The sequence below is a fragment of the Serratia sp. CY33525 genome, from assembly GCF_052169115.1.
Lineage (GTDB): Bacteria > Pseudomonadota > Gammaproteobacteria > Enterobacterales > Enterobacteriaceae > Serratia > Serratia sarumanii.
The window spans coordinates 364,949-386,373 of the sequence record NZ_JBJNLK010000004.1; the positions used below are offsets into that span (position 1 = coordinate 364,949).

The window sequence follows — 21,425 nt, forward strand, 5'->3', positions numbered from 1 at the left end:
CTTCGGTTTGTTGTTATCGATCGGCGAGCGCGCTATTTGTTAACAAAATAGCTGTCTTCCACCGTCACTTTTAAAATGACTTTTTTTACCTTGCCGCTTTCTGTGAAGCGGTGAGCCTGGTGGTTTTCGAAGATCGCCACGTTGCCTTTGCCGACCCGGCGCTTCTCGCCTTCGCCGCTGAAAAACTCGCGGTCGGTTTCGTCCTGATAGGGCGCCACCGTCGTCAGCGCCCGCTTGTCGGCCACCTCGACGGTCTCTTCCCCCTCAAGGTAATAGTGCACATCGAAGTAACGGCGGTTGCCCTCCAGCCAACCGTGCTGGCGGCCGGCGCCGACGCTCAGCCGATACGTCAGCGAGTCGCCGATCGAATGGCACACGTTCGGGCTGATGCGATCGACATTGGCGATCGCCTCCATGCAGCGCAGCCACTTCTTGCCGCTGTGATAGATGCGCTGGAACTCCGCCAGGGATTCGAGAATGATCATGCGTTTTCCTCCGCAGACTGCGGGTGGTGGTGAGCGGGCGCGAAGTCATAACCGGCGAGCGCGGCGCCCTGCGTTTGCCGCCCGTCGAACGGCACCAGCGTGAAACCGTAGCTGAACGGCGCCAGATAGACCCGGTGGGTATCCAGCACTTCGGAGCCCCAGGAGTTGGAGCCGAGGCCGAGGATCTGGTCGTCCAGGTTCAGCGTCAGGCAGTCGCTCGGTGCCAGCTCGTTGATGTGCTGGGCCTGGTGCAGCATCTCGGCGCTGTAGGGCCACAGGCTGAAATTGATCGGCCGCCGCGGCTGGATGAAGATCCCCTTGCCCGCCGCGTCCTGCAAACTCAGCCAGCGCACGTCCTGCCGATTGCCGTTGTCCTGCGGGAACGGATAGTGTTCGAACAGCGCGTCGGCGCGCTGCCGGTAGTGGCCAATCAGGTTGGCCCGGCAGCTGTCACGGTAGTTCTCGCCCGGCCCGCGGCCGTAGTATTCCACCTGCTCGAAGCGGCGGCTGATGCCGAAATCGAGGCCGATTTTCGGGATAATCTGGCGGAAATCGCCGTAAGGCTCACCGGCCAGATCCAGGCTGACGTAGCCCTGCGGGGAGATGCGCCAGCGGTAGGTGCAGCGCATGCCGAAGTCGAACACCGGCGGCGCGATCAGGCTATGTACCTCGATCAGCAGATCCTCGCCCTGCCATTGCCGATTGAGGCGGCGGAAGTGCTGCTGCATGATGGGGAAGTGATGCGGCAGCCAAATCCCCTCATATTCCTGTTTATGGTTATCGATCACCGGTTTGAAGAAGGTAATGCGCGGCGCGCGCCCCACCACTTCTTCATCGTCTACCCGCCACGACAGCAGTTCGCCGCTCAGTAGCGAGAACGCCAGCTGGAACCGGCCGCCGCTGACGATCAGCCGATGATTTTCCTCGCGGCATTGCAGCGCCGGCGCATCGGCCGGTGGTGGAGCCGGTCGCCGCGTCGCCGCCCGGCGCAGATGCTGATAATGTCCCAGCCGCTGGCCGCTCTCGCTGTAGCGGGTGGCGCTGTCCTTATGCACCGCCACGTCGATCAGCGTTTCCCCCTGCCCCAGCGCCAATACCGGCAGGTGCATGTCTTCGCTCTCGCCCGGCTGCAGGTGCGGCAGCTTGAATTCGTAACTCGCCACCTGGCGGCCGTCGGTCTTGACGCTGACTTTCAGCGTGATGTCCGCCAGCGAGCTGAACCAATAGCGGTTTTTCACCCGCAGCACGTCGCCTGCGCCTTCCTCCGCCGTCACCTCCACCGGGCACAGCACCTGCTGGTATTCACGCAGGCCGGGGCCGGGGCGCTGGTCCGGGTAGATCAGGCCGTCCATGCAGAAGTTGTAGTTGTTCGGATAGTCGCCGTAATCGCCACCGTACTGGTAGCGCTCGCGCCCCTGTTCGTCGCGGCTCAGCAGGCCGTGATCGCACCACTCCCAGATGTAGTGCCCCTGCAAACTGGCGTGGCGGTTGAACACCGACTGGTATTCGAACAGCCCGCCGGGGCCGTTGCCCATCGCGTGGGCGTATTCGCACAGGATGCGCGGTTTGGGGTGCGGGTATTCGCCGAAGGCGTTCATCATCGCCACGCGGGAATACATGGTGCTGATCACGTCGGTCACTTCGGCGTCGCGATCTTCTTCATAGTGGATCAGACGGGTCGGATCGAGCGCCTTGCAGCGCCGGGCCATGGCGCGAATGTTGCAGCCGTAGCCGGACTCGTTGCCCAGCGACCAGATAATGATCGACGGGTGATTTTTCTGCGCCGCCACGTGGCGTTCGATGCGCTCGACGTAGGCCTGCTCCCAGCGCGGATCGTCGGTGATGCGGCTCAGATCGCCGACGTTGGCGAAGCCGTGGCTCTCCAAATCGGTCTCCGCCATCACGAACAGGCCATAGAGATCGCACAACTCGTAAAAGCGCGGATCGTTGGGGTAATGGGCGGTGCGCACCGAGTTGATGTTGTGCTGTTTCATCAGCACGATGTCGCGCTCCACCCGCGCCATATCAACGGCGCGCCCTTTGCGGTGATCGTGATCGTGGCGATTGACGCCGTGCAGCTTGAGGTAGCGGCCGTTGACGTACATCAGCCCGTCGCGCACCGCAATCTCGCGGAACCCCACCCGCTGCGGCACCACGCCCAGCAGGTTGCCGGCGCCGTCATACAGACTGAGCAACAGCTGATACAGATAGGGATTTTCTGCATTCCACTGCTGCGGGCAGCTGACCGGCAGTTCGAAACGGCAGTTCAGCGCCCGCTCGATGCGCAGATCGTCGTGCCACTGCTCCGCCACGCAGCGATCGCCGTCGAACAGCTGCGCCTGCAGGCGGCAGCCCTCGGCGGCCTGCACACCGAGATGGCGCAGCTCGGCATCGATCGCCAACTGCGCGTCGCAATAGCGCTCATCGAAGGTGGTGACCAGCGTCAGATCGTGAAGGTGGGTAGCGCTCTGGCCGATCAGATAGACGTCGCGGAAAATGCCGGCCATCCACCACATGTCCTGATCTTCGATGTAGGTGGAGTCGGCCCACTGCATCACCCGCACCGACAGCAGATTCTCGCCCTGCCGCACATAGGGGCTGATGTCGAACTCGGCGCACAGTCGGCTGCCCTTGCTGAAGCCGACATAGTCGCCGTTGACGTACACCTCGAAGTAGGTTTCCACGCCGTCGAATTTGATCAGCACTTGCTGATCTTGCCAGCCGGCGTCGAGCGTAAAGTGGCGTTGATAGGCGCCGGTGGGGTTATTGGTCGGCACGTAAGGCACGTCGATCGGGAACGGGAAGCCCTCATCGGTGTACTGCAGGTGGCCGTGCCCTTCCAGCTGCCACATGCCCGGCACCGCCATATCGCCCCAGTCGTTCATCGGCTCCCGGTAAAATGCCGCCGGCACCTGCGCCGGGTGCTCGAAGAAGCGAAAACGCCAGCGGCCGCTCAGCAGTTGGAAACGCCGGCTGGCGTTGCGATCGAAGCTCAGCGCCTGCCCGGCGTCCGCGTAGCTGAAGAAGCTCGCGCGCGGTGCCAACCGGTGCTCCGACTGTTTTTCAATGTTTTCCCAATTATTCACGTCACGTCTCCCGACACCTGTGCAATGCGGAAACGATAGTAAATATTTAGTAAAAATTACAGTTGATATTTACCAAATGACGACAGGATCACAATAAATCTCAAAGGCCTTTTTTATCATGACGTTAATTTTGAGCGCCAACGCCCCCGCCGAGGCGGGGGCCGGTCAGGCGACGGTGGTGTCGCGCAGCTGCAGCGAGCTGGGAACGAAGATCGACAGCGGGACGGCGCGCTCATCGCGCAGCCGCTCCGTCAGCAGGTTGACGGCCTGTGCGCCCATGGTTTCCGAAGGGATGCGCACCGTGGACAAGGCGGGGAAAATAAAGCGGGCGGTGGGAATATCGTTGACGCTGATCAGCGCGATCTGCCCCGGCACCTGAATGCCGTGTTCGTGCAGCGCGCGCAGCACGCCGATCGCGATCGAATCGGTCGCCACCAGCAGCGCCGGCGGATAGCCATTCTGGCTCTGCAACATCGCTTTCGCGCACTGGTAGCCCGACTGGCTGCTGAAATCGCCGTGGTAAATGTCCTGCGCTCGCACCACATTTTGCTGCCGGCCATACTCGACGAATGCCTGCTCGCGCTGGTCGATGCCGGCCGGATGGTCGCGCCCGCCGATAAAGCCGATGCGCTGATAGCCGCGGCCGATGAAGTAGTCGATCACCTTGCGGCTGATCTTGTACAGGTCGACATTGACGCAGTCAAACCGCTCATCCTCCACCACGCCGTCGATGAACACCACCGGCGTTTCCTGCTGCCTGAGCTGCTCATACAGCGCGGGCTGTGGCCGGCCGATCACCAGCAGGCCGTCGGCCGCCGGCAGCGCCTTGTCGCCGTTGAAGTCGTAACCGGCGCTCAGCGCCACGCCCAGCTTTTCGCACTGCGTCTCGATGCCGTAGCGCATCGCCAGGTAATAGGGATCGTTGATCTCCACGCCCTGCGTATAGGTGAACAGCGCGGCGAAATGCAGGCGTTGCCCGCTTTGCCGTTTGGAAGGCGCGATCTTGTATTCGAGGCGTTCCGCCGCTTCCAGGATCTTCTGGCGGGTTTGCGCCTTCACGCTCAGGGTGGGGTCGTCATTCAACACGCGCGAAACGGTGGCGACGGACACATTAGCGGCTTCAGCAATTTCCTTCAGTGTGGCCATAGAGTCCCAATGCACAGACGAAAAACGGTAGCTTAATCGGATAGCGCCGCGGCGTACAGCGCCGCCCGCCTCCTCTCCTTCCCAGACCGGGCCAGAACACGCTCATGCCAGCCGTTGCCGGGCGCCTGCAGCGAAAGATACCCATTTCACCCGCTGTGATCAAGTTAACGATTTACTGATTAAAGCATATTTTTTACTAAATATTTTACTAATATACCTGCCGTTTACCGTCCCGCCGGGGCGGTTTTTTCTCCCAGGGAGCCGGGAGCGACCTCGCGTGAGCCGCCGCTCGGCTGACGTTCCGATCCACCCAACACCAGGCCTATGCCCCATGAAATCACTAAGCCATCACGCCCTGTTGCCCTTGTTGCTGCTCGTTAACGCGCCCGCCTGGGCGGCGCAGGAACCGGTGACCCCGGCGGAGCGCAATCAGCTCCCACCGCCGCCGCTACCCGATAGCGCCGCGACCGCCCTGCGTTTTTACGGCGAGCTCGGCATCGGCGGCAGCGTCTATTTGAACGGCGAACATCAGCATCAATACAGCGACGGCACCTATATCGAAGGTGGCCTGGAGATCAAACGAGGCCACTGGTTCGGCCTGATTTACGGCGAAGGCTGGACCGTGCAGGCGGACAGCCAGGGCCACGCCTGGACGCCGGGCCACGGTTGGGGCGGCTTCGAGGGCGGGTTGAACCGCTTTTACGGCGGTTACCGCACCGACGACGGCACCGAGATGATGCTCAGCGTGCGCAACGACTCGTCGCTCGACGACCTGCAATGGTGGGGCGACTTCACGCCGGAATACGGCTACGTGATCCCCAACACCCGCGATCTCAGCTACGCCGCCAAGCTGCAAAACCTGACCGGGCGTTTTCGCTACAGCGTGACGGCGGCGCCGGAAAGCCGCATCGACGAGAGCAAGGCGCTGCTGCACTTCGGCAAATACGATCGCTATTCCGACAAGTACACCTATCGGGCGATGATCAACGGCTACACCCAGTACGACCTGCAGGACAATCTGACGCTGCTGAACGGCCTGGAAGTGACCGACGGCCTGGGGCAGCTGTTTTTGCTGGGGCTGCGCGGCCAACACCTGGCCGGCCGCGTCTGGCACCACACCGGCAAAGGCGACAGCGGCGGCCATTCCGGCAGCGAGTCGGGCCTGATGCTCAGCGCGATGACGGAAACCGCCAAAGGGCTGTATCTCTCCACCGCCTACAGCTACGCCCGCCACCGGTTTGATAATGCGGCGGATACTGCCACCTCATACGCCCAGTTCGGCGTCTGGTATGAATACGCCGGCGGCAAGCTGGCCACCGCGCTGGACAGCAAATTCTTCATGCGCAACGACAGCACCGGCGCCAGCAACTCGGTGTTCCTGATGCAATATTTCTATTGGTAACCGTTGAGGCTCCTACGATGAACATGACTCCCCTGACCCCGCTGGCCGCTGCCCTCACCCTCGCGCTGACGCTGACGGGCTGCGCGCCGAAAACGCCCGACGCCGACGCCCCGTTGGCCGAGCGCTATAAAAACGTCATCGACCGCCGCGGCGCGCCGCACTTTATGCTCGATTATGATTTCGACGATCACCAGCGCTTCAATCCGTTCTTCGATCTCGGCGCCTGGCACGGCCACCTGTTGCCGAGCGGGCCGGAAGGCATGGGCGGTTTCCCCGGCCCGGCGCTGCTGACCGAAGAGTACATCAACTTTATGGCCAACAATTTCGATCGGCTCAGCGTCTATCGAGATGGTAAGTCGGTGCATTTCACTATGACGGCCTACAGCCTGCCCGGTGCCCTGGTGCAGCGGCTCAGCGCGCCGGGCGTGACCGTCAACCTGACGCTGCGCTTCGCTGGCGCGCGCACCTCGCTGCTGGAAACCCAAATCCTGACCGACACGCCGCTGGAGCTGGTGTGGGACGGCGAGCTGCTGGAACGTTATGCGGCCAAAGAGCAAAAACCGCAGCCGCCGGCGACCCTCGCGCAGGCATTTCCTGACTACACGCGCCGCATTGTGCCGACGGCTGACGGCCTGCGCGTCACCTTCGGCAAAGTGCGCGCACCGTCGCAGCTGATGACTTCCGGCCAGTCCGAGTATCAGATCCACAAATCGCTGCCGCAGCGCACCACGGTCGACGGCCATCGCTTCCGAGCCACGGCGCGCATCGCCGGCTCCACCACCCTGTACACCACCTACTCGCACTTGCTTACCGCCGAAGAAGCGCGGCGCGAACAACGCGCCACCGCCGACATCCTCGCTCACCCGCAGCGCTATATGGCCGCATCGTCCCAGCGTTGGGAACGCTATCTCGCCACAGGGCTCAGCAACCCGCACGCCACGGCGGAACAAACCCGCGTGGCGGTCAAAGCGATGGAAACGCTCAACGGCAACTGGCGCGGCGCCGCCGGGGCGATGAAGTTCGACTCGGTCACCCCGTCGGTGACCGGACGCTGGTTCTCCGGCAACCAGACCTGGCCGTGGGACACCTGGAAACAGGCCTACGCCATGGCACACTTCAACCCGGACGTGGCCAAGGACAACATCCGCGCGGTGTTCGCCTTCCAGATCCGGCCGGGCGATGCCCTGCGCCCGTGGGACGCCGGTTTCCTGCCCGACCTTATCGCCTACAACCCCAGCCCGGAGCGCGGCGGCGACGGCGGCAACTGGAACGAGCGCAACACCAAGCCGAGCCTGGCGGCCTGGGCGGTGATGGAGGTGTATCGCGACACCGGCGATAAGGGCTGGCTGGCGGAGATGTACCCGAAGCTGGTGGCCTATCATGACTGGTGGCTGCGCAACCGTGACCACAACGGCAACGGCGTGCCGGAGTACGGCGCCACCCGCGACAAAGCGCACAATACCCCCGACGGACGCATGTTGTTCACCGTCAAGCGCGGGCAGCGCGAGCAAACGCTGGCCGGCCTCGACAATTACGATCGCATCGTGCGCGAGGGGCAGTACGACAGCATCGAGATCCCGGCGCAGACCGCCGCCTCCTGGGAGTCGGGCCGCGACGACGCGGCGGTATTCGGCTTTATCGATCCGGATCAATTGGCGCGCTACCTGGCGCAGGGCGGCAAACGCGAAGACTGGCAGGTGAAATTCGCCGAAAACCGCGCGCCGGACGGCACGCTGCTCGGCTACTCGCTGCTGCAGGAATCGGTGGTTCAGGCCAGCTACATGTACAGCGACAACCGCTATCTGGCGGAGATGGCCGATATTCTCGGCCACGGCGCCGAGGCCGCCGCCTTCCGCGCCAAAGCCGACCGGCTGGCGGCCTACATCAACACCTGCATGTTCGACAAGCACAGCGGTTTCTTCTATGACATCCGCATCGAAAAGCGGCCACTGGCCAACGGCTGCGCCGGCAAACCGATCGTCGAACGCGGCAAAGGGCCGGAAGGCTGGTCGCCGCTGTTCAACGGCGCCGCCAGCCAGCCGCACGCCGATGCGGTGGTCAGGGTGATGAAAGATCCGCGCGAGTTCAATACCTACGTGCCGCTCGGTACCGCGGCGCTGACCAATCCGGCGTTCGGCGCGGACATCTACTGGCGCGGCCGCGTGTGGGTCGATCAGTTGTATTTCGGCCTCAAGGGCATGGAACGCTACGGCTATCGCGACGATGCGGTGGCGATGGCGCAGGCTTTCTTCCGCCACGCCGACGGCCTGGTCGCCGACGGGCCGATCCGCGAGAACTACAACCCGCTCACCGGCAAGCAACAAGGCGCGCCGAACTTCTCCTGGAGCGCGGCACACCTGTACATGCTGTATAACGACTTCTTCACGCAATAAGCCGCAGCGGCCACCGCCATCGTTGCCCGGCGGTGGCCCGCGTTTATGAGCGGATCGGGATCACCAACACGTCGATATTCAGCTGGTTGATGGCGTTGCGGGTGGAAGAAAACAGGTTGCTCCACAAATCGTGGTGGTGGCCGAACACCAGCAGATCGATATTCTTGTCCACCACTGCCGTGCGCAGTTCGTCAACAAAGCCGCCGCGCCCGATAATCACTTCCGCGATCGGGTAATTGACGTTTTGCGTGGTGGGTTCCAGCTCTTTGCGGATCTTCTCTTCGAACGACGCGCCCTCATAGCTGTGCTCCGAAAAGCCGATCGCCGCATGGTAAGTGTCATAGTGGACGTCCACATAGATCAGCGAGAGTTTGGCCTTCAGCGCCTCCGCTAACAGCGCCCCCTTTTCGACCAATCGTTTGCCGTCATCGCTCAGATCGGTGGCAATGACAATATGGTGGTAACACATAGCGCCTCCTGTCATGGACTCGGTAGAGCCGAGGCTCCGATATCACGTCAGAGTCATATCGTTATGGTTAATTTTAGTTCAGAAACGGCGCGCGCGGCGGGAGAGATAACGGCGGGAAAGCCCCGTTGCCGGGGCGGAAGGGAGAGGTTACTTTTCGCGCTGCGCCTCAAACCAGACGTTGCACAGCGACAGGATCAGCGTGTTGGCGTCTTTCACCAGCACGTTATCGCCGGGCACCCCATCGGTGCCCTGATCGGTGATGCCTTTGATGACGGTATCCGCGTGCTGAATGGCCACGCGCTCGACCGACGGCGTGCTGATGCCCAGCATCGGGAAATCGATGTAGGAACTGCTGCCGGAATTGTCCTCGACGAACTCCTGCGCTTCTACGGTGCTGACGGTGGCGCCTTCGCTTTTCAGCGCCGTGCCGTTCCAGCTGAATGCATCCGCCTTATAGCTGATTTTACCGCCGATCAGGCTCTGCGCCTGCTGTTGATCCCAGCAGCCGGTGGTCTGAGTCGGCACAATTTTACTGACGCGCCAGTTGCCCAGCAGCTGTTTGGGGATCGGCCCGGTATCGCTCTCCGCCGCCCGAACCTGAGTCGCCGAGACGCAGGCCAACACCACCAGCGGCAGCAGCGCCTTGCTCCAAGTGTTCAATCGCATTGTTTTTTCCTTCGTTTCAGTACCCAGTCTGCCCTCGCGGGCCAACGGCTATCATAATAAGCCCGCCGATTCGCCGTCAAAACAATCCGCACCGCGCCAGGCGGCGGCCGCTCATAGCTAATCGCTATGAGTCATAGTGAATCAGTATTTTGTTTTATCCCGACGCTCACCTACAGTCACTGCCACTATTCTGTCCGCCAAAATTAGCAGGCAATGTTGACAAGGACCCTGGGAAAATGACATTTACGCTGAAAAACCTCACCCTGGCGCTGGCCGCCGCCGGCACACTGCTGCTGACCGCCTGTGGCCCGACCGCACAGGACGATCACCACATCAAGGTCGGCATCAGCGCCGGCATCGATCAGTCGCTGTGGGCGGTGGTGCAAAAGGTCGCCAAGCAGAAATACGATCTGGACGTGGAGGTGGTGACTTTCAACGACTACGTGCTGCCGAACGAAGCGCTGAATAACGGCGATCTGGACGTCAACGCCTTCCAGCACAAGCCGTATCTGGACAAGCAGATGCAGGAGCGCGGCTACAAGCTGGCCGCGGTGGGCAACACCTTCGTCTACCCGATCGCCGGCTATTCGAAGAAGATAACCGCACTCAGCCAGCTGCCGGACGGCGCGCAGGTGGCGGTGCCGAACGATCCGACCAATCTGGGACGCTCGCTGCTGCTGTTGCAAAAACAGGGGCTGATCACCCTGAAAGACGGCGTCGGCCTGCTGCCGACCGCGCTGGACATCGTCGGCAACCCGAAAAAGCTGAAGATCGTCGAGATTGAAGCGCCGCAGCTGCCGCGCGCGCTGGACGATCAGAAAGTGACGCTGGCGATCATCAACACCAACTATTCCAGCCAGATCGGCCTGTCGCCGGCCAAGGACGGGCTGTTTGTCGAAGACAAAAACTCGCCGTACGTCAACATCTTCGCCAGCCGCATCGACAACAAAGACAGCGAGAAAGTGAAGGATCTGGTCAAGGCCTATCAGACCGACGAAGTGGCGGCCAGCGCCGCCGACATCTACAAGGGCGACGCCGTCAAAGGCTGGTAACCCTCCCCCGCATGCCCGTGGCGCCCGCCACGGGTTTTTCATTTCCGCCCTACGCCGCGCCGTTCAATTTTCGCCCACTCAGATCACAAATCAAGCATGGCGCTTTAGGTGAATAAAGCTGCCATGTTGTATACAAGTTTGCGTAAATGTTTTCTATTTGTTTCAAAAAACCGCTGGGGAAAATAATGAAAAATAGAAAAATCAAAGCGTTGCTTGTTACCTGCGCCGTGGTCGGCGCCGCGTTGCTGGCCATCGCCGGTAAAGCGGAGAACGCCGATAAAACCTTCCTCTCCGTCGCCACCGCCTCCACCGGCGGCACCTACTACCCGATGGGCGTCGGGTTGGCCAACGTCTGGAGCAACCGGCTGAAACGCCAGGGGATACAGGTCACCGGCCAATCCTCCGCCGGTTCGATCGAGAATATCGACCTGCTGCAAAAAGACGAGGCGCAGCTGGCGATTTTGCAGAGCCTGATCGCCGTCGAAGCCTATCAGGGCGTGCGCAACTTCGACGGCCGCGCCTACGGCGATCTGCGCTCCATCTCCATGCTGTGGCCCAACGTCGAACACTTCGTAATGCTGGAAAGCCGGGTCAAAGACGGCACGCTGAACGATATCGCCGGCACGCGCTTTTCCGTCGGGCCGCAGGCCAGCGGCACCGAACAGTCGACGATGATCATCCTACAGGGCGTCAACCTGACCAAGAAGTCGCTGTCGGCGGAATACCTCGGCTACGGCGACACGGTTTCCGCGATGCGCGACGGGCGCCTGGACGGCGGCGCCCTGCCCGCCGGGGTGCCGGCCGCCGCCGTCACCGACATGTATGCCAGCGGCGTGCCGGCACGCATCCTGGAAGTCACCGACGAACAGCTGGCCAGCATCAACGCCATCGCCAACTCCTGGTTCCGCTTCGACATCAAGGCGGAGACCTACCCGCGCCAGCCCAAAGCGGTCGCCACCATCGCGCAGCCCAATATTCTGGTGGCCCTCAGCCGGCTCGATGAAAAGCTGGTGTACGACCTGACCAAAACGATGTTCGAGAACCTGCCGGAAGTGCACCAGGTGCACAGCTCGGCCAAATACATCTCGCTGGAGAATGCGCTGAAAGGCGTTTCCGTGCCGCTGCACCTCGGCGCCTATCGCTACTACCGCGAAGCCGGCGTCGAGATACCCGATTATCTGATCCCGCCGGAAGCCGCCGCGCTGGCCGCCAACCCCTAACCCAGGAGGACGTATGAGCACTCACCCTTCTTCACCGCAGCCCGCCGTCGATCTGGACAAGGAAGCCGGCGCCGGCAACCGGCCGCTGAGCGGCATCTATTTGCAGCTGGCAACCGTCCTGGCGATCGCCATTTCCGCCTATGCCATCTACGCCAACGCGCTGTCCAACACGCAGGAGTTCTACCGCAACACCACGTTCCTGAGCGGCATTCTGATCCTGGGCTTTATCCTGTTCCCCTTCTCGGCCCGGCACGCCACCCGCAGTTTCAACCGCTGGGACTATCTGTTCATCATCCTGACGCTGGTCAGCTACGGCTATTTCTACGTTAACTACGTCGATCTGCACGTGGTACGCAAGAGCATCCCCAACGCCACCGACTATGTGATGGCGGCGATCGGTATCGGCGTGCTGTTCGAAGCCGCGCGACGCACCACCGGCTATTTCATCCCCGGCCTGGCGAGCTTCGCCATCCTCTATGCGCTGTTCGGGCAGTACTTCATGGGCATTTTCGGCCACGGGGGCTTCTCGGTGGAACGCCTGCTGTATCGGCTGTTCATGACCAGCGAGGGGATTTTCGGCATCACCCTGTCCACCGCCTCCACCGCCATCGTGGTGTTTATTCTGTTTGGCGCCTTTCTCAGCGTCAGCGGCGCAACCGCGCTGTTCAACGATCTGGCGCTGGCCGCCGCCGGACGCCGCCGCGGCGGCCCGGCCCAGGTGGCGGTGATCTCGTCGGCACTGACCGGCTCGTTGAGCGGCAGCGCGGTGGCCAACGTCGCCACCACCGGCACCTTCACCATTCCGCTGATGAAAAGCATCGGGCTGTCGTCCCGCTTCGCCGGCGCCGTGGAAGCCACCGCCTCCACCGGCGGCATGATCATGCCCCCCATCATGGGCGCGGCGGCGTTTATCATGGCCGGTTTCCTCGGCATCTCATACACCACCATCGTCATCGCCGCCATCGTGCCAGCGCTGCTCTATTACGCCGCGCTGATCATGGCTATCGATCTGGAGGCCAAGAAACAGGGCCTGAAGGGCATCAACAAGGAGAACATCCCTCAGGTGCGCGCGGTGCTGAAGGCGCGCGGGCTGCTGCTGCTGCCGCTCGTCATCGTCATCGGCACGCTGCTGCTGGGCAAAACGCCAATCTATGCCGGCTTCCTCGGCATCATTTCTATCATCGTCGCCAGCTGGCTCACCCCCGACAGTTCGGTGCGCATGACGCCGAAAAAAATCGCGCTGGCCTTGAACGACGCGGCGCGCGGCTCGATCCAGGTCACCATCGCCTGCGCCGCCATCGGCGTGATCATCTGCGTGGTGACCATGACCGGCATCGGCTCCACGCTGGCGTTCAACATCGTCGCCATGACCGACAACACCCTGTGGATGATCCTGCTGGTGGTGATGCTGGTGTGCATCGTGCTCAGCATGGGGCTACCCTCCACCGCGCTCTACATCGTGGTGGCGGTGACCGTGTCGCCGATCCTGATCAAAGCCGGCGTGCTGCCGCTGGCGGCGCATTTCTTCGTGTTCTGGTTCGGCGCGTTGTCCAACATCACGCCGCCGGTGGCGCTGGCCAGCTACACCGCCGCCAGCATCGCCCGCGCCGATCCGATGCAAACCTCGTGGGACGCGGTGCGCCTGGCGCTGCCGGGTTTTATCATCCCGTTCATTCTGGTCTACAACCCGATGCTGTTGATGCAGGGCGACGATCTCAACCCGCTGTCGGTGCTGCATATGGTGATCAGCGCGCTGGTGGGGATCTACGCCCTGTCGATCGCCAGCGCCAATTTCTGGCTGATGAAGACCCACTGGCTGGAGCGGGTGCTGTTTACCGCGGCGGCGATTTTACTGATCAAACCGGGCCTGATGACCGATCTGGGCGGCGCGGCCCTGATCGCCGCCGCCGCCGCCATGCACCTGCTGCGCTATAAACAGCGCGCCGCGCTGCCGGGAGGCGCGTCATGATCCGCAAGGTCACGCGCCAGAAAGCCTCTCATCAGGTGCTGGCGCAGCTGAAAGCCGGCATCAACGACGGCACCTTTCCGGTCGGCGAGAAGCTGCCGTCGGAAAACGTGTTGGCGGACGCGTTCGGCGTCAGCCGGGTGCCGGTGCGCGAGGCGCTCGGCGTGCTGGAGGTCAGCGGCATCATCTCCTCACGCCAGGGCGGCGGCCACCGGGTGGAACAGCATTCGCTGCTGAGCAAATACGAACCGCTGGTGATGGAGGTAGCCGACCGCTGCGAGGTGGAAGCGCTGCTGGAAATGCGCGAAGTCATGGAACAGCAGGCGGCGCGCATGGCCGCCGAGCGCCGCACCGAACAGGAGTTGCAGGCGATCGAACAGGCGCACCTCGCCTTTCGTGACTGTACGCTCAACGACGGCCAGATCGGCTATCGGCAGGACTACCTGTTCCACCGCGCCATCATGCAGGCTTCGCATAACCCCTTTTTCGTGCAGATCCTCGATAACATGCACGAGCTGTATCTGGGGGTGCTGGTGTACTCGCTCAGCAAAAACCTAGGGCGGCAGGCCGAGCGCCAGCGGGTGATCGACGAACATGAGCGGGTATTTATCGCCATTCGCGACGGCGATGCGGCGGCGGCCACCGCCGCCATGCAAAGCCATCTGAACAACGTACGCGGCAAATTACGCCGCCTGGAAAACGAGGAGCAAGAGCCGTGATGTACGACGCGATCGTTATCGGTGCCGGCCTGGTGGGGCTCGGCGTGGTGAATGCGCTGCAGGAAGCGGATCCGCAGCGGCGCATTCTGATCCTGGAAAAAGAGCGCGGCCCGGCGGCGCACCAAAGCGGCCACAACAGCAACGTGGTGCATTCCGGCATCTACTACACGCCCGGCAGCCTGAAAGCGCAGTTGGCAAAACAGGGCAACCGCAGCATGTTCGCCTTCTGCCGCGAACACGACCTGTATCACGACCAATGCGGCAAGGTGATTGTCGCCACCCAGCTAAACGAACTGGATCGGCTGGAGAACATCTATCAGCGCGGCCTGCAAAACGGCCTGCAGGTCACCCGGCTGTCGCAGGCGCAGCTGCGGGAGCGCGAACCGCACGTCAATGGCCTTGAAGCGCTGCTGGTGCCCGACGCCGGTATCGTCAACTACGCGGAGGTGGCCGCCAAGCTGGCGGAGATCATCGTGCGGCGCGGCGGCGAGATCGCCTACGGCCATCAGGTTGAGGCCATCCGCGAACACGCCGGCGGCGTCACCGTCACCGCCGCCGGCGACACCTTCGAGGGAAAACTGCTGATCAACTGCGCGGGGCTGTTCAGCGATCGCATCGCCAAACTGGCCGGTTACGAAACCGGCATGAAGATCGTGCCGTTCCGCGGTGAATACTATGTGCTGGACGACGCGAAAAACCACCTGGTCAACCATCTGATCTACCCGGTGCCCAACCCGGATTTCCCTTTCCTCGGCGTGCATTTTACCCGTATGTATAACGGCAAGCGCGACGTCGGCCCCAATGCGGTGCTGGCCTTCAAACGCGAAGGCTACCGCAAATGCGACTTCAGCCTGCGCGATCTGAGCGAGGTGCTCGGCTATCGCGGCTTTTGGAAAATCGCCGGCAACTACCTCGGCGAAGGGCTGGCGGAAATGCGCCGTTCGCTGTCGCGCCGCCGCTTTGCCGAGAACGCCCGTCGGCTGATCCCGGCGCTGCAGGAGCAGGATATTCGCCCCGGCCCGGCCGGCGTGCGCGCCCAGGCGCTGACCGCCGACGGCAAGCTGGTGGACGACTTCCACTTCGTGCAGGGCCAACGCTCGCTGCACGTATGCAATGCCCCCTCTCCGGCAGCGACCGCCTCGCTGGAGATCGGCCGCGAGATCGTGCGCCGCCACCTGTCCGCTTTCTGACGCCCGTTGAGGCCACGGCGCCCGTGGCCTCAGCCGCGCTGGATGGACACCCCGCCATCCACCAGCATCGCGGTGCCGGTGACGAATGAAGAAGCGTCAGACGCCAGATACAGCGCCGCCTGCGCGATCTCCTCCGGCACCGCCAGCCGCTTCAGCGCGTGCAGTTCGGCCACCTGTGCCAATGCCTCCGGGGTATTGCTCATCTGCCGGCCCATCGCCGTATCGGTGCCGCCCGGCAGCAGCGCGTTCACCCGAATGCCGCGCCCGCCGAACTCCACCGCCAGCGCCTGCGTCAGGCCGATCAGCCCCGACTTGCCGGCCGCATAGGCCGCCGTACCGGGAAACGCCGCGGTGTGGCCGACGAAGGTGGAGGTGAAAATCACCGAGCCCGCGCCGCGCTCCAGCATGGCGGGGATTTGATATTTGGCGCCGTAGTAGGCGCTGGACAGGTTGGTTTCCAGCACCTCGCGCCACTCTGAGGCACTCAACGCCAGCGACGGCCCCAGCGGCCCCAAGGTGCCGGCGTTGTTGAAGGCGATATCCAGCCCGCCGAATTCGTCGACCGCCGTCGCCGTCAGCCGTTCGGCGAAGGCTTCGTCGCGCACGTCGCCCACCACCGCAAGCGCCCGGCCACCCTCGCGCCGAATGTCCTCCACCAGCTCCGCCAACAGCGGCTCGCGCCGCGCGCCCAACACCAGCGCTGCGCCCTGGCGGGCGAACAGCAGCGCCGCCGCTTTGCCGATCCCCGAACTGGCGCCGCCGATCACCGCCACCTTGCCGTTTAATGCGTTCATCGCTCATCCTCACACGGTCTAAAGATCCTCAGTGTGAAGCAAGATCCGGCGCCGCGCTGGCCGCAAGCGGACATGTAACTGACGCCAATAAAAAAGGCGCTGCAAGCAGCGCCCCGGCAACGCGAATCTGACGGTTAACTCACGGCCTGGCCGCATACTTCTGCATCGTGGCCGGCGTCACCAGCTCGAACGGGATCCAGTAATACGGTTCGAGCTTTTCCCCGTTGATCATGCGCTGCGCCACATCGACCGAGGCTTTGCCCTGGCCGACCGCGTCCTGGAACACCGTGACCTGCATCTTGCCGGAGGCCAGCGCCTTGAGGCCGTCCGGCGTGGCGTCGATGCCGCCGATCAGCACTTTCCTGTCCGCCTTGCCCGCCTGCTGCAGCGCCATGATTGCGCCGATCGCCATCTCGTCGTTGTTGGCGGCGACGATGTCGATCGCTTCGCCGTTGGTCAGCCAGTTCATCATCAGATCCATGCCTTCACTGCGTGAATAGTTGGCGCTCTGCTTCTGCACCACCTTCATTTTCGGGTACTTGCTCACCACCTGCTCCACGTCTTTGGTGCGCTGCAGCGCGCCGGCGTCGGTCAGGTTGCCGATCATCACCGCCACGTTGCCCTGATAGCCGGCCAGCCGCGCCAGCTCTTCCATCTGCAGCGTGCCGGATTCCCGCTCGTCGGAGCCGACGAACACCACGCCCTGCGGCAGTTTGGCATCGCCCGGCGTGCGGTTCACGTACACCAGCGGCACGCCGGCGGCCTGCACCATTTTGGTCATCACCGGCGTGCTGGCCGAGTTGACCGGATCGACGATAATCGCGTCCACCCCGGCGCTGATAAAGCTCTGCACCTGATCGGTCTGGCGGCCGACGTCGCCGCGCGCGTCCTCGAACTGCACGGTGATGCCGCGCGCCTTGGCCTCCTTGTCGATCGCCTGGCGGATGATGGTGAGGAAATTCTGGTCGAAATAGGCCATCGACACGCCGATGGTTTGCGCCCATGCCGGGGTAGACGCGCACAGCGCCACCGCCAGCCACAGCCCTTTCAGGTAGTTCATGATGTGCCCCCCAGGTAAAAAAACGCCGCCGGCCAACCCTGACGCCGGCGGCAATTCACGGCAATCAGTGTTTTTTACGGTTGCGCCGCATGTCGATCGACACGGCGGCGACGATAATCACGCCCTTGATGATGTCCTGAATGTAAGAGTCGACGCCGATAAAGGTGAAGCCGCTTTTGATAAGGCCCAGGATCACCGCGCCGATCAGCGTGCCAGTGATGCGCCCGACGCCGCCCATCAGGCTGCTGCCGCCGATCACTGCCGCGGCGATGGCGTCCAGCTCGTACGACATCCCCATGCTCGACTGGCCGCTGCTGACGCGCGCCGCCAGCACCACGCCCGCCAACCCCGCCAGGCCGCCGGCGATGGTGTAAACCGTCACCAGGTACTTATTGACGTTGATGCCGGAAACCCGCGCCGAGGTCATGTTGCCGCCGATGGCGTAGATGTATTTGCCGTAGCGGGTGTGCTTGAGTGCGATATGGAAGATCACCGCAATCACCAGGAAGATGATCACCGGCATTGCGCCCTGGCCGATTGACGTGAAGCCGTCCGACAGGAAGCTGACCGGGTTACCCTTGGTGTAGTACTGCGCCAGGCCGCGCGCCGACACCATCATCCCCAGGGTGGCGATGAACGGCGGAATGCCGGTGCGGGTGATCAGGAAGCCGTTGATAAAGCCGCAGACGATGCCCACCCCGATCCCCGCGCCGATCGGGATCGCCGCCGGCAGATCGAGCAGCCCCGGATACATCGGCGAGATGCTGTCCGAGGTCTGCGCCAGGCTGGCCGCCACCACCGCGGTCAGCGCAATCAGCGAGCCGGAGGAGAGATCGATGCCGGTGGTGATGATCACCTGGGTGACGCCCACCGCGATGATGCCGATGATCGCCACCTGCAGCACGATCAGCAGCAGGCGGTTCGGGTTCAGCAGGAACGACTGATCGCGCATGTACCAGCCGAGGATTTCGAAGATCAGCGCGATGCCGATCATCACGATGAAGATGCCGGTATCCTTCGGCATTTTGCCGCTCAGCCCGGAGAACAGCGTTCCCTTGCCCGTTGAATCGGCGGAGAGCGGCTTCTCAATCTTTACGTTACTCATGATGTTCACCCTTCGTTATTCTGAGGCCAGCGCCAGGATCTTCTCCTGGTCCGCGTCGTCTTTGTCCAAAATGCCGGTGATGCGGCCGCCGTGCATCACCATTACCCGGTCGCTCATGCCGAGGATCTCCGGCAACTCGGAGGAGACCAGAATGATGGCGACGCCGCGGTTGGCCAGCTCGCTGATCAGGCGGTAGATTTCCGCTTTCGCCCCCACGTCGATGCCGCGCGTCGGTTCGTCGAGGATCAGGATTTTCGGCTGCGCCAGCAGCCAGCGCGCGATCAGCACCTTCTGCTGGTTGCCGCCGCTGAGGTTATTGATGATCTGATCCATGGTCGGCGTTTTGATGTTGAGCTTTTTAATCTGATCCATGCAGTCTTTGGCCATCTGCACGTGGCTGACGAAACCGTTCTTGCCGATGTATTCCGACAGGTTGACGATGCTCATGTTCTCGACCACCGACAGCACCAGAAACAGGCCGGATTTCTTGCGGTCTTCAGTGAGGAACGCCAGCCCGCTCTCGATCGCCTTCGCCGGGGAATCCACCTTCACCGCCTGGCCTTCGATAAAGATCTCGCCGCCGTCCGCCGGGTGCATGCCGAACAGGCTTTCCATCACTTCGCTGCGCCCGGCGCCCACCAGCCCGGCGACGCCGAGGATCTCGCCGCGCTTGACGCTGAACGACACGTCATGGAACCAGCCGCTGCGGCGCAGCCCCGCCACCCGCAGCACTTCCTCGCCGATATTGTTGTTGAATTTTGGGAACATCTGCGTCAGTTCGCGCCCCACCATCATGGTGATCAGCGACTGTTTGGTCAGGTTTTCGGTTTTGTCGCAGGCGATGAAGGTGCCGTCGCGGAAGATGCTCACTTCGTCGGTGATGGCGAAGATTTCGTCCATCTTGTGGCTGATATAGATGATGCCTTTGCCCTGCTCGCGCAGCTCGCGGATGATGGCAAACAGGTGCACCACTTCGCCTTCGGTCAGCGCCGAGGTCGGTTCGTCCATGATCAGCACGTCGGCGTTATAGGACACCGCCTTGGCGATCTCCACCATCTGCTGATTGGCGATGCTCAGCTCGCCCACCAGCGTGTCCGGCTGCAGTTTGATGTTCAGCCGCGCCAGCAGCTCGCGGGTTTGTTCGTTCAGCTGTTCGTGGTTGACGAACCCCAGCCGCGCCGGCTCGCGCCCCAGCCAGATGTTTTCCGCCACCGTCATGTAAGGCACCAGGTTCAGCTCCTGGTGGATCATGGAAATGCCCGAATGCAGCGCCTGCAGCGTGTCGCTGAAGGTGACCGGCCGGCCTTTGATTTTGATCGAGCCTTCGTCCGGGTGGTAGATGCCGATCAGGCATTTCATCAGCGTCGATTTGCCCGCGCCGTTTTCCCCCATCAGCGCGTGCACGCTGCCGGGTTTGATTTTAATCGAGACCTTATCCAGCGCTTTGACGCCGGGGAACTGCTTGCTGATGCCTTCGGCCTCAAGAACATAAGGGTACATACCGCTTACCTCCGCACTGACCCACGTTTTCCGCCGCGCTCGCCCCACATCGGCGCCCGCGGCGGGCTTCAAGGCTTATTTCTTGTTTTTATCGGCGAATTGCTGGTAATTGGCCTGGGTGATCAGTTGGTAAGGGATCAGCACGTTGCTCTCCACTTTCTCGCCTTTCACCAGTTGAACGGCGGTCTGCACCGCGCCTTCGCCCTGGCCTTTGGCGTCCTGGAACACGCTCAGCGCCAGATCGCCCTTCTTGATGAACTCCAGCGCGTCCGGCGTGCCGTCAACGCCGGCCACCAGCACGCCGGATTTCTTGGCTTGCTTCAGCGCCAAAATAGCGCCGATGGCCATTTCGTCGTTGTTGGAGGCGATGGCGTCGATCTGCTGGCCGGACAAAATCCAGTCGGTGGTGACGTCTACCGCCTCTTTGCGGAAGAATTTGGCGGTTTGCTTATCGATAATCTTGATGCCGGGGTAGTTGGCCGCCACCTCTTCCACGCCGCGGGTGCGGTCGCGCGTGGCTTCGCTCGACAGCTCGCCCATCAGGATCATCACGTTGCCCTTGCCGTTCATCAGCTTGGCCAGTTCCTCCATCTGCAGCTTGCCGGCCAGCTTGGAGTCGGAGCCGACGTAGGCCATGCCGGCCGGCAGCGCCACTTCCGGCTTGCGGTTGACGAACACCAGCGGGATCTTGGCCTTCTCGGCCAGCTTGATCATCGGCTTGACGCCCTGGGTATCCACCGGGTTGAGGATGATGGCGTCGACGCCCTGGCTGACGAAGTTTTCGATTTGTTGAATTTGCTGCGCGATGTCGCCCTTGGCGTCTTCGAACTGGCCGCTGACGTTGCCGTCGGCCTTCATTTTGTTTTGCATCGACTGGCGCAGAATGGTGAGGAAGTTGTCATCGAAGTAAGCCATGGAAACGCCGATCTTGATGTCTTTCGCCAGCACGCTGGCCGGCAGCATGCACATCAGTACCGAGGCGGCGATCAGTTTCTTCAGCTTCATGTTCGTTACCCTTTAATCGTTAGAATGAAGAGGTCTGTTGGTTGACAGCTAATGAAAAATATTTTTTACATTCAAACAACAATACGGTCGGTGTTATCCCTTTGATACGGCGAATTTACCGCGTTATCGCCGTATCAAGGCCGTTGTAAAAATGGTGATCGATGTCT

The 21,425-nt window shown here is 62.3% G+C and carries 17 protein-coding genes; 7 read left to right on the top strand and 10 right to left on the bottom strand.

All coding sequences use genetic code 11. The features are described 5' to 3' along the window. Positions 1 to 32 precede the first annotated feature (32 nt). From ACJ8IM_RS13145 to ebgR, 3 genes are all read right to left on the bottom strand, one after another. Positions 33 to 485, bottom strand: coding sequence for a beta-galactosidase subunit beta (locus ACJ8IM_RS13145; RefSeq protein WP_033653842.1), 453 nt, complete (start codon positions 483 to 485; stop codon positions 33 to 35). Continuing rightward, entirely contained in the window at positions 482 to 3,571 is a 3,090-nt protein-coding gene (gene ebgA, locus ACJ8IM_RS13150) for a beta-galactosidase subunit alpha (protein ID WP_033653841.1), read from the bottom strand. Before ebgA ends, ACJ8IM_RS13145 begins: the two co-directional genes overlap by 4 nt. A 165-nt stretch (positions 3,572 to 3,736) precedes the next feature. Next, the gene (gene ebgR, locus ACJ8IM_RS13155; protein WP_033646411.1) at positions 3,737 to 4,717 is read right to left on the bottom strand and encodes a transcriptional regulator EbgR; all 981 of its coding nucleotides are present in this window, start codon (positions 4,715 to 4,717) and stop codon (positions 3,737 to 3,739) included. Between the two features lie 331 nt (positions 4,718 to 5,048). Here ebgR and ygjJ point away from each other — a divergent pair, with 331 nt between their 5' ends. Together ygjJ and ygjK are read left to right on the top strand one after the other, a co-directional pair. After that, on the top strand, positions 5,049 to 6,119 hold the full coding sequence (ygjJ, locus tag ACJ8IM_RS13160) for a protein YgjJ (RefSeq protein WP_033653840.1): 1,071 nt from the start codon (positions 5,049 to 5,051) through the stop codon (positions 6,117 to 6,119). A gap of 17 nt (positions 6,120 to 6,136) precedes the next feature. Next, on the top strand, positions 6,137 to 8,512 hold the full coding sequence (ygjK, locus tag ACJ8IM_RS13165; RefSeq protein WP_308317389.1) for an alpha-glucosidase: 2,376 nt from the start codon (positions 6,137 to 6,139) through the stop codon (positions 8,510 to 8,512). Between the two features lie 43 nt (positions 8,513 to 8,555). Here the strand turns inward: ygjK and ACJ8IM_RS13170 are convergent, their stop codons facing one another. Together ACJ8IM_RS13170 and ACJ8IM_RS13175 are read right to left on the bottom strand one after the other, a co-directional pair. Then, positions 8,556 to 8,981, bottom strand: coding sequence for a universal stress protein (locus ACJ8IM_RS13170; RefSeq protein ID WP_033638134.1), 426 nt, complete (start codon positions 8,979 to 8,981; stop codon positions 8,556 to 8,558). 147 nt (positions 8,982 to 9,128) lie between these two features. Then, on the bottom strand, positions 9,129 to 9,647 hold the full coding sequence (locus tag ACJ8IM_RS13175) for a hypothetical protein (protein ID WP_033638133.1): 519 nt from the start codon (positions 9,645 to 9,647) through the stop codon (positions 9,129 to 9,131). 236 nt (positions 9,648 to 9,883) lie between these two features. On the opposite strand from ACJ8IM_RS13175, the gene metQ reads away from it, so the two are divergent. From metQ to lhgO, 5 genes are all read left to right on the top strand, one after another. Then, entirely contained in the window at positions 9,884 to 10,699 is an 816-nt protein-coding gene (metQ, locus tag ACJ8IM_RS13180; RefSeq protein WP_033638132.1) for a methionine ABC transporter substrate-binding lipoprotein MetQ, read from the top strand. 185 nt (positions 10,700 to 10,884) lie between these two features. Continuing rightward, positions 10,885 to 11,919: a TAXI family TRAP transporter solute-binding subunit gene (locus tag ACJ8IM_RS13185; RefSeq protein WP_033638131.1), complete on the top strand. Its 1,035-nt coding sequence runs from the start codon at positions 10,885 to 10,887 to the stop codon at positions 11,917 to 11,919. Between the two features lie 13 nt (positions 11,920 to 11,932). Next, positions 11,933 to 13,888 (top strand): TRAP transporter permease, encoded by a 1,956-nt coding sequence (locus tag ACJ8IM_RS13190; protein ID WP_033653839.1) that lies wholly within the window; start codon positions 11,933 to 11,935, stop codon positions 13,886 to 13,888. Then, positions 13,885 to 14,604 (top strand): FadR/GntR family transcriptional regulator, encoded by a 720-nt coding sequence (locus tag ACJ8IM_RS13195; RefSeq protein WP_033653838.1) that lies wholly within the window; start codon positions 13,885 to 13,887, stop codon positions 14,602 to 14,604. The genes ACJ8IM_RS13190 and ACJ8IM_RS13195 overlap by 4 nt, the downstream gene beginning before the upstream one ends. Beyond that, the gene (gene lhgO / locus ACJ8IM_RS13200) at positions 14,604 to 15,794 is read left to right on the top strand and encodes an L-2-hydroxyglutarate oxidase (RefSeq protein ID WP_033638128.1); all 1,191 of its coding nucleotides are present in this window, start codon (positions 14,604 to 14,606) and stop codon (positions 15,792 to 15,794) included. The genes ACJ8IM_RS13195 and lhgO overlap by 1 nt, the downstream gene beginning before the upstream one ends. A 29-nt stretch (positions 15,795 to 15,823) precedes the next feature. On the opposite strand, the gene ACJ8IM_RS13205 is transcribed toward lhgO, so the two are convergent. From ACJ8IM_RS13205 to ACJ8IM_RS13225, 5 genes are all read right to left on the bottom strand, one after another. Then, entirely contained in the window at positions 15,824 to 16,588 is a 765-nt protein-coding gene (locus ACJ8IM_RS13205) for an SDR family oxidoreductase (protein ID WP_033653837.1), read from the bottom strand. Positions 16,589 to 16,727: 139 nt separating this feature from the next. Beyond that, positions 16,728 to 17,648 (bottom strand): sugar ABC transporter substrate-binding protein, encoded by a 921-nt coding sequence (locus tag ACJ8IM_RS13210; RefSeq protein WP_033653836.1) that lies wholly within the window; start codon positions 17,646 to 17,648, stop codon positions 16,728 to 16,730. Between the two features lie 64 nt (positions 17,649 to 17,712). Next, positions 17,713 to 18,753, bottom strand: a complete 1,041-nt coding sequence (locus ACJ8IM_RS13215) for an ABC transporter permease (RefSeq protein ID WP_025160279.1) — start codon at positions 18,751 to 18,753, stop codon at positions 17,713 to 17,715. Between the two features lie 15 nt (positions 18,754 to 18,768). Continuing rightward, positions 18,769 to 20,253, bottom strand: a complete 1,485-nt coding sequence (locus ACJ8IM_RS13220; protein WP_033638125.1) for a sugar ABC transporter ATP-binding protein — start codon at positions 20,251 to 20,253, stop codon at positions 18,769 to 18,771. 75 nt (positions 20,254 to 20,328) lie between these two features. Continuing rightward, entirely contained in the window at positions 20,329 to 21,258 is a 930-nt protein-coding gene (locus ACJ8IM_RS13225; protein WP_033638124.1) for a sugar ABC transporter substrate-binding protein, read from the bottom strand. Positions 21,259 to 21,425 lie beyond the last annotated feature (167 nt).